16 protein-coding genes and 1 riboswitch are annotated in these 14209 nt (G+C 63.5%); of the genes, 6 read left to right on the top strand and 10 right to left on the bottom strand.

Features of this window, described 5'->3' with window-relative positions:
* The first annotated feature begins 109 nt into the window (after positions 1-109).
* On the top strand, positions 110-913 hold the full coding sequence (locus tag H0241_RS02965; protein ID WP_181055922.1) for a creatininase family protein: 804 nt from the start codon (positions 110-112) through the stop codon (positions 911-913).
* 10 nt (positions 914-923) lie between these two features.
* On the opposite strand, the gene H0241_RS02960 is transcribed toward H0241_RS02965, so the two are convergent.
* Both H0241_RS02960 and cobD read right to left on the bottom strand, forming a co-directional pair.
* Positions 924-1433 carry a tyrosine phosphatase family protein gene (locus H0241_RS02960; RefSeq protein WP_181055921.1) on the bottom strand — a complete coding sequence of 170 codons (510 nt, stop codon included), beginning with the start codon at positions 1431-1433 and terminating at the stop codon, positions 924-926.
* On the bottom strand, positions 1430-2485 hold the full coding sequence (cobD, locus tag H0241_RS02955) for a threonine-phosphate decarboxylase CobD (protein ID WP_181056155.1): 1056 nt from the start codon (positions 2483-2485) through the stop codon (positions 1430-1432). Before cobD ends, H0241_RS02960 begins: the two co-directional genes overlap by 4 nt.
* Here cobD and cbiB point away from each other — a divergent pair.
* Entirely contained in the window at positions 2484-3461 is a 978-nt protein-coding gene (gene cbiB / locus H0241_RS02950) for an adenosylcobinamide-phosphate synthase CbiB (protein ID WP_181055920.1), read from the top strand. The genes cobD and cbiB overlap by 2 nt on opposite strands.
* An 11-nt stretch (positions 3462-3472) precedes the next feature.
* On the opposite strand, the gene cobO is transcribed toward cbiB, so the two are convergent.
* The 5 genes from cobO to H0241_RS02925 form a co-directional block, all read right to left on the bottom strand.
* Complete coding sequence (gene cobO / locus H0241_RS02945; RefSeq protein ID WP_181055919.1) at positions 3473-4087, bottom strand: cob(I)yrinic acid a,c-diamide adenosyltransferase; 615 nt, start codon at positions 4085-4087, stop codon at positions 3473-3475.
* On the bottom strand, positions 4087-4599 hold the full coding sequence (cobU, locus tag H0241_RS02940; RefSeq protein WP_181055918.1) for a bifunctional adenosylcobinamide kinase/adenosylcobinamide-phosphate guanylyltransferase: 513 nt from the start codon (positions 4597-4599) through the stop codon (positions 4087-4089). Before cobU ends, cobO begins: the two co-directional genes overlap by 1 nt.
* Positions 4592-5371, bottom strand: coding sequence for a CbtA family protein (locus H0241_RS02935; protein WP_181055917.1), 780 nt, complete (start codon positions 5369-5371; stop codon positions 4592-4594). Before H0241_RS02935 ends, cobU begins: the two co-directional genes overlap by 8 nt.
* A gap of 15 nt (positions 5372-5386) precedes the next feature.
* Complete coding sequence (locus tag H0241_RS02930) at positions 5387-5566, bottom strand: CbtB domain-containing protein (protein ID WP_112565177.1); 180 nt, start codon at positions 5564-5566, stop codon at positions 5387-5389.
* A gap of 36 nt (positions 5567-5602) precedes the next feature.
* Positions 5603-5797, bottom strand: a riboswitch (cobalamin riboswitch).
* A gap of 68 nt (positions 5798-5865) precedes the next feature.
* Positions 5866-6558: a gamma-glutamylcyclotransferase gene (locus tag H0241_RS02925; RefSeq protein ID WP_181055916.1), complete on the bottom strand. Its 693-nt coding sequence runs from the start codon at positions 6556-6558 to the stop codon at positions 5866-5868.
* A 121-nt stretch (positions 6559-6679) separates the two neighbouring features.
* Between H0241_RS02925 and H0241_RS02920 the strand changes: the two genes are divergently transcribed.
* A complete protein-coding gene (locus H0241_RS02920; RefSeq protein ID WP_181055915.1) occupies positions 6680-7843 on the top strand; it encodes an aromatic ring-hydroxylating oxygenase subunit alpha in 1164 nt (387 codons plus the stop codon).
* On the opposite strand, the gene H0241_RS02915 is transcribed toward H0241_RS02920, so the two are convergent.
* Positions 7844-9043, bottom strand: a complete 1200-nt coding sequence (locus H0241_RS02915; RefSeq protein ID WP_181055914.1) for an MFS transporter — start codon at positions 9041-9043, stop codon at positions 7844-7846. It lies immediately after the preceding gene.
* A gap of 211 nt (positions 9044-9254) precedes the next feature.
* Here H0241_RS02915 and H0241_RS02910 point away from each other — a divergent pair, with 211 nt between their 5' ends.
* Together H0241_RS02910 and H0241_RS02905 are read left to right on the top strand one after the other, a co-directional pair.
* The gene (locus H0241_RS02910) at positions 9255-10250 is read left to right on the top strand and encodes a DUF1624 domain-containing protein (protein WP_181055913.1); all 996 of its coding nucleotides are present in this window, start codon (positions 9255-9257) and stop codon (positions 10248-10250) included.
* Positions 10247-10753 carry a methyltransferase family protein gene (locus H0241_RS02905; protein WP_181055912.1) on the top strand — a complete coding sequence of 169 codons (507 nt, stop codon included), beginning with the start codon at positions 10247-10249 and terminating at the stop codon, positions 10751-10753. Before H0241_RS02910 ends, H0241_RS02905 begins: the two co-directional genes overlap by 4 nt.
* A gap of 315 nt (positions 10754-11068) precedes the next feature.
* Here the strand turns inward: H0241_RS02905 and H0241_RS02900 are convergent, their stop codons facing one another.
* A complete protein-coding gene (locus H0241_RS02900; protein ID WP_023685221.1) occupies positions 11069-11455 on the bottom strand; it encodes a MerR family transcriptional regulator in 387 nt (128 codons plus the stop codon).
* A 157-nt stretch (positions 11456-11612) separates the two neighbouring features.
* Positions 11613-13031 (bottom strand): magnesium transporter, encoded by a 1419-nt coding sequence (gene mgtE, locus H0241_RS02895; protein WP_181055911.1) that lies wholly within the window; start codon positions 13029-13031, stop codon positions 11613-11615.
* 301 nt (positions 13032-13332) lie between these two features.
* Here mgtE and H0241_RS02890 point away from each other — a divergent pair, with 301 nt between their 5' ends.
* The gene (locus tag H0241_RS02890; RefSeq protein WP_181055910.1) at positions 13333-14187 is read left to right on the top strand and encodes a MipA/OmpV family protein; all 855 of its coding nucleotides are present in this window, start codon (positions 13333-13335) and stop codon (positions 14185-14187) included.
* The last annotated feature ends 22 nt before the right edge of the window (positions 14188-14209 follow it).

The raw sequence follows: 14209 nt of genomic DNA, 5'->3' as shown, positions 1-14209 counted from the left end.
CGCAGAATTGGCTTTCCAAGCGACGAACACCCGAAGCCATAGCGGAGGGCCGGATCGACAATTTCGGGTTCCAGCTCTAAGGCTGGCTCATCTATGAAAGAGGCATGACATGACCGTTGCAAACAGACGCGTATGGTGGGGCGACTACCGGACCACCGAATACGCCGCGATCGATCCGGAGGCGACGATTGCCGTGCTGCCGGTGGCGGCGATCGAGCAGCATGGCCCGCATCTGCCGGTGTCGACCGACACATCGATCATGAACGGCATGCTGGAGACCGTGATCGCCCGCCTGCCCGGCGATCTCGACATCCGCATCCTGCCGGTCCAGGCGGTCGGCAAGTCGAACGAGCATCTGCATGCGCCGGGCACGCTGACCTTGCCGGCGACGACCCTGGTCGATGCCTGGACCGAGCTTGGCCTGTCCATCGCCCGCGCCGGGGTGAGGAAGCTGATCGTCGTCAACTCGCATGGCGGCAATGAAGAGATCATGGGCATCGTCACGCGCGAACTGCGCGTGCGTGAAAGGATGCTGGCGGTGAAGACCAGCTGGCAGCGCTTCGGTCGCCCGGCCGGCATGTACACCGAGCTGGAGGATCGCCACGGCATTCACGGCGGCGACGTCGAGACCTCGCTGATGCTGCATTTCCGCCCGGACCTGGTCGACATGGGCAAGGCCGACAATTTCGTCTCCAAGGTCGCCCGCGCCGAGACGGAGTTTGCGCTGCTGCGCCACACCGGAACGCACGCCTTCGCCTGGATCGCCAGCGATCTCAACCCGAACGGCGTCGTCGGCGACGCCTCGATCGCCACAGCAGAAAAAGGCCGGCTGACCGCGGAGCATCAGGCCGACGGTTTCATCACCCTGCTGAAGGACGTGCGCAAGGCGAAGCTTGCCGACTGGCTGGCGTAGCGGCCCGCCTTTAGCCGTCGATTTTCAAAACGAAAGGCGTGCCCTCAAAAGCGTCGGCGCCACGCCCGATCGCCTCTATCGCCTCGATCATGCGACCTTGGCGTGAGAGCAACGTATCGGCCACAGCGATCAGCCGCGGATTGGGCGTCGCCGAGGGCGAAAGCTTCCGCAATGTCTGCGCCAATTCCGCCTCGTCGCGCTTCGGCGCCAATGCCGCCGCGATGATGTAGGCCGACGCCGTCGAGCGGCTGATGCCGGCATAGCAATGCACAACCATGGGCTTGGCGCGGTCCCATTTGCGGGCGAAAGCGAGCAGATTGCGCACGTGGTCTTCGCCCGGCATGGTCATGCCGTCCTGCGCCACCGCGATGTCGTGCATCACCAGATGCAGGTGGTTTTCCCTTGATATCGAGGTCGGCCGCGTCACCTCGGTGCCGGCGGCGAGCAGCGACAGCACGCGCTCAGCGCCGCTTCTGGCCACCGTCTCCTCAAGCTTCGCTAGCGAACAGACATGGATCATGGCGCGATCTCCTTCGGCTTATCGTTGCGCCGTGCGGCCCAGTCGGCAAGCGCGGATTCGAGCCTTTGCCATTCCTCCCGACTTCCAGGCAGCCCGGCACGCAGCACCTGCGGCCGGTCGGAAAAATGCCGGAGCAGGATGCCGCGCTCGCCGAGCGCCGAAAAGAGCCCGGCCGCGTTCGGAATCTGAAGATAACGAAACAACGTCGTGCCACCGGCGACGGGAACGCCATACCGCGCAAACAGCGCGTCGAGCCGCGCGGCATCCGAAACCAGCCGGCGTCGCATGTCAGCCTGCCAGCCGCTATCGGCAAGCGCGCGAATGCCATACTCCAGCGCCGGACCGGCGACAGCCCACGGTCCGAATTGCGTTTCAAGCCTTTCGACCGTCAACGCATCGGAAAGCGCGAAGCCGAGCCGCAGGCCGGCAAGGCCGAAGAACTTGCCGAACGAGCGCAGCACGACGATGCCGCCCTGCCCGACATCGCCGGCCAGGCTTTCGGCGTGCGGGCCGACATCCATGAAGGCTTCGTCGACGACCAGCAACCCGCCCTTGGCGCGCAATGTCTCGGCAAGCCGCAGCAGCCTTTCCCGCGACACGACGCGTCCATCGGGGTTGTTGGGATTGACGACGATCGCGAGGTCGACCGCGACGAGCGCCTCGACATCGTCGACCTCCGCCACGGCATGGCCGGCAATCGTAGCCGCTCTGGCGTGCTCGGCATAGGTCGGCCCGAGCACCAGCGCCCGGCCGGGGCTCACCAGGGAGGCGACGCGCGGCAACAGGATCTGCGTGCCCGGAGCTGCTGCCACATGGGCTGCCGACGGCGCGCCATAGGCGCTGGCCGCGATCCTGGCCAACTCACGCAGGCGGCCGGCTTCCGGCAATCGTGACAGGGCGGTGGCGGGCAGCTCGAAAAGCGGGTAGGAGTGCGGATTGATACCTGTCGAGAGATCGACGAAAGGCTGTGGCGCGTGAGGGAAGAGCGCGCTCGCCCGGCCAAGGGATCCACCATGATCCACCGCAGCAATCGCTCCATCAGAAAGCTTCATGTCGATCCTGATCGCTTTCCTGTCGCTGGCCATCGAACGCATCCTGGGTTACCCGGACTGGCTGTTCCGTGCAGTCGGCCATCCCGTCACCTGGTTCGGCAGGCTGATATCCTTTCTCGACCTCAGGCTCAACCGCGCCACTGATTCCGACGCCTCGCGTCGCCGCCGGGGCGTACACGCGTTGCTGGTCATTGTTCTGGTGCCGGCGGCGATTGCCTTTGCCGTGCAAATCCTGCTCTGGCAGCTCTTTCCCGCCGGCATGATCGTCACCGCGATCCTCGCCTCGTCGCTGCTGTCGCAGAAGAGTCTCACCGAGCATGTCGAAGCGGTCGCCGATGCGCTGGACACAGGCGGGCTGGCGCTCGGCCGCATCGCGGTTGCCCGCATCGTCGGCCGCGACCCCGAAAAGCTCGACCACGCCGGCGTCAGCCGCGCCGCGATCGAAAGCCTGGCCGAGAATTTCTCCGACGGCATCGTCGCGCCGGCCTTCTGGACCGGCGTCTGTGGGCTGGCCGGCGGCGTCGCCTACAAGGCGGCCAACACCGCCGATTCGATGATCGGCCACCGCACCCCGCGCCATGAGGCCTTCGGCCGCGCGGCAGCGCTTTTCGATGACTGGATCAACCTGCCGGCCTCCCGGCTGACCGCACTGCTCATCATTGCCGCCGCCTTTCTTGTCAGCGACGCCGACCCGCGCAATGCCTGGGAAGCAGTGCGACGCGACGCCAAAAAGCACCGCTCGCCCAATGCCGGCTGGCCGGAGGCGGCAATGGCCGGCGCACTCGGCCTGGCATTGGCGGGACCGCGCAGCTATGGCGGCGTTGTCGTCGAGGATGCGTTCATGGGCGAAGGCGGCCGCCGCGAAGCCGAGAGCCTGGACATCAGGCGGGCACTGAAACTCTACCAGGTCGCCGACTACCTGCTGATTGGGTTGTTCGGATTGCTTTCGGCGGTGCTGATCTACCTGACGTTCTGAGACCTTTATCCTCAGAACTCGATCCCTTGCTGCGCTTTCACGCCCGCAGAAAAATGGTGCTTGGTCACGCCCATTTCGGTGACGAGGTCGGCGGCCTCTACCAGCGCCGGCTTGGCATTGCGGCCGGTGACAACGATATGCAAGCCTTCGCGCCGCGCCTTCAACCCCGCCACAACCTTGTCGAGATCGAGATAGTCGTAGCGCAGCGCGATGTTGAGTTCGTCGAGCACGACAAGGCTGACGGAGGGATCGGCGATCAGTTCCAGCGCCTTGGCCCACGCCGCTTCGGCCGCCGCGATGTCGCGCTTCAAATCCTGCGTCTCCCAGGTGAACCCCTCGCCCATCGTGTGCCAGACGACGCGGTCGCCGAACGCGGCGAAGGCATCCTTTTCGCCTGTGTGCCATTTGCCCTTGATGAACTGGACGACGCCGACGCGCTTGCCGTAGCCGAGCATGCGCAGCGCCAGGCCGAAGGCGGCCGTGGTCTTGCCCTTGCCGGGTCCGGTGTTGACGATCAACAGGCCCTTCTCGACCGTCTTTTCCGCTACCTCGGCGTCCTGCACCGCCTTGCGCTTGGCCATCTTGGCGCGGTGGCGTTCCTCGTCCTTTGCGTCGATGTCGGTCATTATTTCACCTTGAGCGGCAGCCCCGCCACCATCAGTAGCACCGTATCGGCAATTGCCGCGACCTGCTGGTTGAGTCGGCCGGCGGCGTCTCGGAACCGACGCGCGAGCGCATTGTCCGGCACGATTCCTTGCCCGACTTCGTTGGAGACCACGAACCACGGCCCGCGCGGCCGCGACAGCACGTCGGCCAGCCGCCGGCATTCCGCCTCGAGATCATGGTCGGAAAGCATATGGTTGGTCAGCCACAGCGTCAGGCAATCGACAAGCACCGGCTGGTTGTCGGGCAAGAGTTCGAGGGCACCGACAAGATCGAGTGGCGCATCGATGGTCGCCCAGCCTTCGCCGCGCCGCGACCTGTGTTGCGCGATGCGCTCACGCATCTCATCGTCATAGGCTTCGGCAGTCGCGATATAGGCCCATGGCGGCGGCAGCGCCGTCGCCAGGGTTTCGGCATGCGCGCTCTTGCCGGAGCGCGCACCGCCGATGATGAAGGTCAAACTGCGATCAGGCAAAGCTGTCGCGCAGGCTGGTCGCGGTGCCGGTAAGACGTCCGCGCACCACGCCAATGACAGCGCCGAGCACCAGCCAGAACACCAGATTGGTCACCGTCACCGCCACCACGAACTGATGATGCAGGCCTTCCGGGATCGGCGTCTCGAAACTGTCCGGCTGCGGCGCGCCGACAATATGCGGGGCGACGATCAGGACGACGGCTAGGACAGTCAACGGCGCCGACGTGCGGAAGGCGATCAAGGCAAGGCCAATAGCAGTCGCCACAACCGTTGCCACCCACCAGATCTGGCGCGGCATGAGATCGGCCGCCGGCATTGCCGGCAGTTCCGGCGGCAGGCCGAGGCCCGGCGCCAGCGTGAACACGGCAAAGCCGGCCAGGCCCCAGAATACGCCCTGGCGCCAGTTGCCGATGCCGCCGGCGAATTCGGAGACCGCCACCAGGACCAGCGCGAAACCGATGCCGGTGACGATATTGGCCAGCACGCTGAAGGCGAAGCGCTCGAAGCCGTCGGCCGGCGCCCAGCCTTCGTCCTCCGCCGGCGCGGCTGCTTCAGCCGGTGCGGATGCTGCGGTGCTCATGGCATTGGTGTCCGTAGCGTTGGCGGCGGGCGCTGCGGCATGCTCATGTTTATGGCCGCCACCGGCCTGTTCGTAGACTTCCGCCTTCAGGATGAGCGGCACGGTGGCATAGGCCTGCATGCAGGCGAGAACGACGCCGGCCACGAGCCCGGCAATCGCCGCGACAAACACGACGTTGCGAAACAGGTTCATGATGTCAGATCCTCGTCAGTGGCAGGGAAACGCCATCGAATGGCGATAGTCATGCGCGGCATTGTGGACCGCATCGATATGCGAGAAGCCGACAACGCCGATGACGAAAATGCCCAGAAACGCGCTAAGCACGAGCTGCATGAAGCGCGACTGCGAGGAGACGGAAGCGCCGAGGGAGACGGAAGCGGTATTCATATCTTGTCCTTTCGCCCTCCACCCGAGGGCATCGAAGTCAGTTCCCTGTCGCCGGCAGGTCTCCTGGCTCGCGGATCAGCGCCCTTCCCCACCTTCCCGAGGAAAAATCCTCAGTGGCTTGGAGAGGACTACCGCACACAGTTGCGGGGGCAGCCACGGCATTGGGCAACAAGTCAGCCCTCACCGCATTCCCTCTTGGTCCCTAACGGAACCGACGACATGCATGACTATAGGCTGAAACAGCCGCATCCGGCAAACCAAATTCCGGCAGCCAACAGCGCGAATGCGCCACTCAGGCATCAGGGGTTCAAGGCGGTGATCCGCTCCGCAACCAGTCGCTGCAGTCGCCACAGATGGCGGTCGTGAATGCCGCGTTCCTCCAGATTCTTCACCGTGTTGTAGAGATAGTCGGCACCCGACCCCCAGTGCCCGCAGGATATGGCCAGCCTGTCGACGACCTTCGCCTCGTCGAGCGGACCGGAATAGGTCAGCCCGTTGCGGTTGATGACGAAAGCCAGCGCCTTCAGCGGACCGGCCTCGCTTGCAAGCTTCAGCATACGCGGCCGGTAGCTTGTCGGCTTCAGCGTGACTTCGCGCCGCAAGAGCCGGCCCAACTGCTCTCGCCTGTCATCGTCGGCCAGCCGAAAGGCGACGCCTTTGCACTGACCGCCACTGTCGAGCGCCATCATCAGGCCGGGGCTTTCCTTGGTGCCCCGCCAGCGCGTCATGTTCATGCAGAAAGACCGATGCCAGCCGCGCGCCAGGGCAACACGGTCCTCGACATAATCGAATTCCGGCTTCCAGATCAGCGAGCCATAGCCGAACAGCCACAGCGGTTCGCTATCCGGGAGCTCGGCCTGCAAAGCATCCAGCAGCGAATCGTAGTCGCCGTCATCGAGGTGCATCGCCTCCGGATCCGGTCCGGTATCCCTGATCTCGCGCCAGCAGCGCGCGACCAATTCCGGCGTAAGCGACATCTGTCGTGCGGCCAATTTCCGAATCCCCCATGTCGCGGACATGATTATGCGCCGCACCGGCAACCGGCAATGTCAGCCGTGATTGACAAACGATTTGCCGGGGTGTCGGCTGGCCTATCCCTAAAGGAAGCCAGCCATGCAATCCAATCCGAGCCAGCGCGACCCTTATAACGGCCTGACTCAGGCCGAGCCAACGCTGCCGTCCTCGGCCTATTGGGACGCCGGCGCCTACCAGCGCGATCTCGACGCCATCTGGTACAAAAGCTGGCTGCTGGTCTGCCGCGAAGCCGATCTCGCCCAGCCTCTGGCGTTCAGGACATTCCGCGTCGGCACGCAGGAGATCGTCGTGCTGCGTGACGACACCGGCGAGCTGCGCGCCTTCCACAACACCTGCCGGCATCGCGGTTCGCAGCTTTGCCAGGAAAGCGAGGGCCGGCTGAAGGCGCGGCTCATCACCTGCCCCTACCACGCCTGGTCCTATTCGCTGCGCGGCGATCTCGTCCGCGTGCCCTCGAAATCGCTGCCCGAGGGTTTCGATAAGGCCGACCATCCGCTCTACCGGGTGGCGCTCTCGGTCTGGCGCGGCTTTGTCTTCGTCAACCTGCAGGAGGATGCGGCCGGCTCGGCGCAGGCATCCTTCGATCCGGCATCCGGCGACCTCGCCAACTGGCCGCTGGAAACGCTGGTGTCAGGCCATGTGCTGCGCAAGGTGATGAACTGCAACTGGAAGATCTTTTGGGAAAACTTCAACGAGTGCCTGCACTGCCCCGGCGTCCACAAGGACCTGTCGCGGCTGGTGCCGATCTACGGCCGCGGCCTGATGAGCCGGCACGACGACCCCGACTGGGTGCGCCATGCCGACAATGACGCGCCGGAGTTTTCCGGCGGCCTGCGCGCCGGCGCCGAGACCTGGTCGCGCGATGGGCAAGCGCACGGTCCCGTGTTTTCCGGCCTGACACCGGCCGAGCGCGCAGCCGGCCAGACCTATGCCACCAGCCTGCCGTCGATGTTCATCGTCGGCCATGTCGACTATGTCCGCACCGTGCGGCTGACACCGCTCGGCCCCGAGCAAACCGAGCTCACCGCCGAATGGCTGTTCGCACCCGAAGCGCTTGCTGAGACCGACATCGACAATGTCGTCGCCTTCGGAACCCAGGTGCTGGAAGAAGATGCCGCGATCTGCGAGGTCAACCAGAAAGGCCTGCGCTCGATGCGCCACCAGGCCGGCGTGCTGATGCCCGAGGAATATGACCTGCACCGTTTCCACAACTGGGTGCGCGAGCGGCATGCGGCATCCTGATCAAAGCGATTTCGGCAGATAGCGCCAGGTGACGAATCCGCAGACCACCGCTAGCATACCGAGCGTCACGAATACCGAGCCCAGGCCGAAAAACGCCAGCACCACGGAATAGACCAGCGGCGGCGTCAGTTCGGAAAAGTCGAGATAGGTGCGGTAGACCGCGGCCATCTGCGACCGCTCATAATGCCTGACCGAGCGCATGAAGGCGGTCGAGCCCAGCGCATCGAGCGCGATGGTGAAGACGGCGCCGCAGAGCAGGAAGAAGCCGGTGAGCAGCGGCGCGGTCGCGCCGACCGCGCCCGCCGCCAGCAACGTGGCCGACATGGCGAAATAGGCGAAGGTCATGGTGCGCCGGCCACCGAAGCGTTTTCCGGCCTTACCCCAGAAGATCGCCATGAACAGCAGCGCATTGCCGGCCGAAACCAGCAGGCCGCCGGCAAGCTCGCCCTCGCCGGTGATGACCATGAACAGCGGCCCATAGACGAAGAAGGTCGTCCAGAAGCAGGAACGGCCGAAGGCGATCAGCCAGGCAAGTCTAAGTCTGGGTTGCGCGACGAAGCGGCCGATATTGGCCAGCGGATTGGCCGGCCGCGTCCTGCCCGGGCGGATAGACTGGTTGTCGCCCAGCCTGTAGGTCCAGAACAGCGCCAGCAAGGCCAGCGCAAACACCGCCACCGCTCCATGCGCGGCATAGATGCCGTAGCGTGTGTAGAGGAAAATGCCGAGCGTCGGCCCGCCGGTCCACGCCAGCATCGACCACGCCATGCGCAGCGATTCAGCCTGCATGAAGTCGGTCTTGCGAATGTGGTCCATGATGTAGAGGTTGAGCGTGATCGACAGCGCGCTCGCCCCCATGACGCGGCACAGCATGCCGGCTAGCTGCCCGGCAAGCGTATGGGTGACGAAGAACAGCGAGCCGATGGCAAGCAGACAGGCGCCGGCGGTATAAACCCAGCGCCGGGCAAAGCGGCGGATCAGCATCGGCATGAACAGCGTCACCGACAGGCCGAGCAACGCCACGATGGTGTAGAGGATCGAGACGATCTGCTCATTGTGCAGGATCTCGTAGGCCTGGATCGGGATGACGCTCGACACCGTGGCACGGGCGAAGGATTCGACCGCATAGAGCGAGGCAAAGGTGCGCGCATCCGCCGGACGCAAGGCCGGAAGCCAGATCGGGTGGCGCACATGGGTGGACATTTGATCCCCAAAAGCAGACTCGCGGCGTCAAATCTGCGCTGGCGATTCCGCAGCCGGTAACAGGAAACCGACCCCTTCCCGGCAAAAAGCGAATTCGGTCAAAGGCTTTCCGGCTCTGGCCTAAAGCACCGCCTGATGCAGCCGCGCGGCCTTCTTTTGTCCGGTGCAACCGTGATAGTCGTCTTGAGGGGCTGAATCAGATCGCGAGACCATGAGCATCCATACCGCACCCCCTGGGGATCAATCGAAGCGCATCACTGTCATTGATGTCGCGCGCGGCATCGCGCTGATCGCCATGGCCAGCTACCACTTCACCTGGGATCTTGAGAATTTCCACTACACCGATCCCGGCCTCACCGCCTTCGGCTGGTGGAAGCTCTATGCCCGCTGCATCGCCTCGACATTCCTGTTCCTGGTCGGCGTCAGCCTGTTTCTCGCCCATGGCAGGCAGATCCGCTGGAACGGCTTCTGGAAACGCTTTGCCATGGTCGCCATCGCGGCAGCCGCCATATCGGCGGTGACGTATTTCATGACGCCGGACAGCTTCATCTTCTTCGGCATCCTGCATGAGATCGCGCTGGCCAGCCTGCTCGGGCTTTTGTTCTTGCGGCTGCCGTCCTTGCTGACGCTGGTCGTGGCGGCGGTGGTGATCGCAGCGCCCATCTACCTCCGATCCGAAGCCTTCGACCACCCGGCGCTGTGGTGGGTCGGCCTGTCGGCGATCAACCCGCGCTCCAACGACTATGTTCCACTGTTTCCCTGGTTCGGCGCCGTGCTTGTCGGCATCGCGGCGGCAAAGCTGGCGTCCACCACCGGCCTGCTGGCGCGGCTGGCGACGCTGACGCCCGGAAGCTGGGCCAAGCCATTCACCTTCATCGGCCGCCACAGCCTGGCTTTCTACCTGATCCACCAGCCGCTGCTGTTCGGCTGTGTCTGGCTATTCGCGCAGATCATGCCGGCGCCGGTCGAGACACGGGAAGTGGTCTTTCTGAAGGAATGCCAGGTATCCTGCGAACAGCAACGCGACACGGCGTTCTGCGCCAGCTATTGTGTGTGCATGCTGGACACGCTGCAAAGCGAGGCGGCATTCGACCGGCTCTACAATGGCGACCAGACCCCGGAGTTCAAAGCGCATCTCGGTGAACTCGCCGGCATCTGCACCGCCAAGACGGAGGAGAGCCCGATGACGCAGGGAGGGCAACAATGACCGACAAGCTGCCAAAAGCCGGGCTGCCAAAACCAGGGCTATCGAAAGCCGGGCTGATCCCTTGGCCGCCACTGATCTACTGCGCCGCCATCGCCATCAGCATCGTGCTTGGCTTACTCTATCCCCTGCCCTGGATCGGCGATCTCCTTGGCGACCTCCTGTTCGCGGCCGGCTTTGTGGTGCTGTTTGCCGTTGCCGCACTCTGGTTCACCGCCATCCGCGCTATGACGCGCGCCAAGACGACAATGAACCCTAACGGCGTGCCGGAGCATCTGGTGACGTCAGGCCCGTTCGGCGTCACCCGCAATCCGATGTATCTCGCCAACACGCTGCTGTTGATCGGTGCCGCCTTCGTTTCAGGGATAGTATGGTTCCTGCCGCTGGCGCTGATCGCCGCCTTCGCCACCCAAAAGGTCGCGATCGAGAGCGAGGAGAAGGTGCTGGCAGCCAAATTCGGCAAGAAGTACCGCGACTACGCCAAGCGCGTGCGGCGCTGGATCTGAGCTGGGCGTGGTCGCTGGCAGGGGTCGCATGCTTTGGCGATTGGCATAAACGCCCGTCTCTTCGTCATCCACGGGCAAAGCAAGGAGCGTAGCGACGCAGCGCAGACCCGAGGATCCATGCCGCGAACTCTAAGCGCCGCGTCGGTGCAGAATTCTGCACCCACTGCACTCCACGGCCAATGTCACGGCATGGATTCTAGGGTCTCCGCGACGGAGCTTCGCTCCTGCTCCGCCCTAGAATGACGAAGTTCTGAAGGCTTCCGCTAATCCCAAACGTTGGCGATCATCACCAAAGCGCGCCATGGCCCAGTCCGCTCAGGTATTAACACCCAGCTCCACCAGCCGCTCGACGCAGGACTCTTCCGCCTGGTCGAGTTCGGCCAGCGTCTCTTCGAGATCCCTGCGTTTCTGCCTGAGATCCTCGCGCTTTTCCTCGATGCGCTTGATCATCAGGTTGAGTTGGCCGACTTCGCCGGGCGGCTCCTTGTACATCTGGATGATTTCGCGGATTTCGTTGATCGAGAAGCCGAGCCGTTTTCCGCGCATGATCTGGCGGATCAGATGCCGGTCCGAAGGGCGGAACAACCTTGTGCGGCCACGCCGCACCGGCTGCACCAGGCCCTCATCCTCGTAAAAGCGCAGCGTCCGCGTCGACACGTCGAATTCGCGGGTCAGTTCGGTGATCGAATAATATTCCCGCATTCTTGCTCCCAAGCCGGAACGTAAGCGACCGCCTGCCAAGCGACGCACCCACCCATCCCGATCAATCATGTCCCATGCCGGACTCGACATGAAACCCCGGCGCGAACCTCGCACGGCATTTACGTAAAAGTCAATTGAGACCGCGCTGCCTGTTTCTTCAAGGTACCGCGAACCACCAGGTGGCCAACCCCAGAAAGGCAAAAAAGCCAACGACATCGGTGACCGTGGTGACGAAAACCGCTGACGCCACCGCTGGGTCAATCTTGAACCGGTCGAGCAGCAGCGGGATCAGGATACCGGCGAGCGCTGCGACGAACATGTTGATGATCATCGCCGCCGCGATGATGCCACCCAGATTGGGATCGCGGAACCAGGCCGCCGCGACGATGCCGATCAGCACCGCGAAGATGATGCCGTTGATCGAGCCGACGCCCATTTCACGGCGGATGATGCGGCCGGCATTGTAGATGTCGAGGTCCTTCGTCGCCAGCGCACGCACGGTGACGGTCATGGTCTGCGACCCTGCATTGCCGCCCATGCCCGCCACGATCGGCATCAGCACGGCCAGCGCCACGATATGCTCGATCGTGCGGTCGAACAGGCCGATCACCGACGCCGCCAGGAACGCGGTCAGAAGATTGACCAGCAGCCAGGGAACGCGCGAGCGCGAGGTCGACAGGATGCTGTCGGACAGTTCTTCGTCGCCGACGCCACCCATGCGCAACAGATCTTCTTCCGCTTCCTGCTGGATGACGTCGACGACGTCATCGATGGTCAGCACGCCAACCAGCCGCTCGTTCTCGTCGACGACGGCGGCGGACAGAAGATCGTATTGCTCGAACTCCCGTGCCGCCTCTTCCTGGTCCATCGTGGCCGGAATGGCGTGCCTTGTCTCATGCATCACCTCCTCGACCTTGATCGTGCGCTTGGTGCGCAGGATCTGGTCGAGGTCGATGGCGCCGAGCAGCTTGAAACTCGGATCGATGACGAAGATCTGGCTGAATCGGTCGGGAAGGTTCTGGTCCTCGCGCATGTAGTCGATGGTCTGACCGATGGTCCAGAACGGCGGCACCGCGACGAACTCGGTCTGCATGCGCCGACCGGCCGTCTCTTCGGGATAGTCGAGCGAGCGGCGCAGCCTGATCCGTTCGGTAAACGGCAGCTGCGACAGGATCTCGTCCTGGTCTTCTTTTTCAAGGTCTTCGAGAATGTAGACGGCGTCGTCGGAATCGAGTTCCTGCACCGCCTGGGCAATCTGCGCATTGGGCAGATTGTCGACGATCTCCATACGGATCGCCTCGTCGACCTCGGTCAGCGAGGAAAAATCGAAATCCGCGCCAAGCAGTTCGACCAGCGCGCGGCGCTGTTCAGGATGCAGCGCTTCGAGCAGGTCACCGAGTTCGGACTGGTGCAGGTCGTCGACTTCGCGCTTCAGCGTCAGCGTGTCGCGATCGGCGATCGCAGCACCGATCTGCGCCAGGAAGGACGACAGAACGGCGCCATCCTCGCCATAGATGTCGGCGTGGGCATCGTCAGCGGCTTTGGCGCCGCTCGTCTGTTCGTGTTCGCCTTCCACCGGCGCCTCCCGCCATCACAATCCCGCAAAAGGTGCCCGTCAGGTCTAGACCATGATCCCGAAAAGGGGAAACCGGTTTTCGGAAAAGATCATGATTAAACACTGAGATAGGCGGTGGCGCGATTTGGCTTGAGAGCACGCTACATGGTCGCAGGACGTTGTGCGGAGGTCGCTTCGTACAGCCGCCAAAAAGCGACCAAGATTGCGCAACAAAAATTAACATCACTTCACGCATGCAGCCAACTTCGCCTGAAATAGTCCAAGCATCAGGGGCTCACCGCCTCGCTGCTCTGGAGCATGCATGTTCAATATGGATTCTGGAATGTTTGCCGGCCGGGCCTCTCTTGCGGCGATGGCAGTGCTGTTTTCAACGCATTCGGGCATCGTGCTGGCGGCTGACGCCATCGCCGTGAATTCCGATGACTTTAGCCCTCCGCCCGACCCTTCCCGTTTCGGAGGCTTCGAACAAAAACTGGCCGACTGGCACGTCGTCGTTGGAGGCGGCGCCATCATCGTCCCCAAATACGAGGGCAGCGACGAGTTCAAGGTCATGCCGGTGCCTTTCGTCACCGCGACATTCCTCGATACGGTGACGATTGATCCGACGGGCGCCAACATCGCGATCTACGAGCAAGGCCCGTTCGAATTCAGCGCGCGGCTTGGCTATGAGATGGGCCGCAAGGAAGACGACGCCGACCACCTGCGCGGCTTGGGGGATGTCGACATGGGCGCGACAGTCGGCGTGAAGGCCGCGGTGAAGTTCGGCCCGGCTGAAATCTTTGCGCAGCTCGACAAGACCATCGGCGGCAGCGATGGCCTCGAGGGCAAGGTCGGGATCGAGGTCAGCCAGCCTCTGTCCCCATCGTTGGTGATCGGCGCCAGTGCAGCCGCCGTCTTCGCGGACGAAAATTACATGCAGGCCTATTTTGGCGTCACGCCGGAACAATCGGCTCGCTCGGGGCTGGCTCGCTATGATGCTGGTGCCGGGTTGAAGCGCGCCGATTTTTCAATTTCCGCCACATATATGCTCAATCAGAACTGGATGGTGCGGGGCGAAGCGGGGGTCGGCATTCTCTTGGGTGACGCCGCCGACAGCCCGATCGTCGTCGACAAGGTTCAGCCTTCAGGGATGCTTCTGGTCGGATACCGGTTCTGACATCGACGCAGGCACCTATGCA

The sequence above is a fragment of the Mesorhizobium neociceri genome (assembly GCF_013520985.1).
Lineage (GTDB): Bacteria > Pseudomonadota > Alphaproteobacteria > Rhizobiales > Rhizobiaceae > Mesorhizobium > Mesorhizobium neociceri.
The sequence above is the reverse complement of the archived record's forward strand: the minus strand, read 5'-3'. Positions and strand labels throughout refer to the sequence as shown.

Bases quoted from the DNA above. Each gene is read 5' to 3' on its own strand.
- H0241_RS02890 (WP_181055910.1), top strand. From the start codon at position 13,333: ATGTTCAATATGGATTCTGGAATGTTTGCCGGCCGGGCCTCTCTTGCG.
- cbiB (WP_181055920.1), top strand. From the start codon at position 2,484: ATGTCGATCCTGATCGCTTTCCTGTCGCTGGCCATCGAACGCATCCTG.
- cobO (WP_181055919.1), bottom strand. From the start codon at position 4,087: ATGACCGACATCGACGCAAAGGACGAGGAACGCCACCGCGCCAAGATG.
- H0241_RS02905 (WP_181055912.1), top strand. From the start codon at position 10,247: ATGACCGACAAGCTGCCAAAAGCCGGGCTGCCAAAACCAGGGCTATCG.
- H0241_RS02910 (WP_181055913.1), top strand. From the start codon at position 9,255: ATGAGCATCCATACCGCACCCCCTGGGGATCAATCGAAGCGCATCACT.
- H0241_RS02915 (WP_181055914.1), bottom strand. From the start codon at position 9,043: ATGTCCACCCATGTGCGCCACCCGATCTGGCTTCCGGCCTTGCGTCCG.
- H0241_RS02965 (WP_181055922.1), top strand. From the start codon at position 110: ATGACCGTTGCAAACAGACGCGTATGGTGGGGCGACTACCGGACCACC.
- H0241_RS02935 (WP_181055917.1), bottom strand. From the start codon at position 5,371: ATGAACCTGTTTCGCAACGTCGTGTTTGTCGCGGCGATTGCCGGGCTC.
- H0241_RS02900 (WP_023685221.1), bottom strand. From the start codon at position 11,455: ATGCGGGAATATTATTCGATCACCGAACTGACCCGCGAATTCGACGTG.
- cobD (WP_181056155.1), bottom strand. From the start codon at position 2,485: ATGAAGCTTTCTGATGGAGCGATTGCTGCGGTGGATCATGGTGGATCC.
- H0241_RS02920 (WP_181055915.1), top strand. From the start codon at position 6,680: ATGCAATCCAATCCGAGCCAGCGCGACCCTTATAACGGCCTGACTCAG.
- H0241_RS02960 (WP_181055921.1), bottom strand. From the start codon at position 1,433: ATGATCCATGTCTGTTCGCTAGCGAAGCTTGAGGAGACGGTGGCCAGA.
- H0241_RS02930 (WP_112565177.1), bottom strand. From the start codon at position 5,566: ATGAATACCGCTTCCGTCTCCCTCGGCGCTTCCGTCTCCTCGCAGTCG.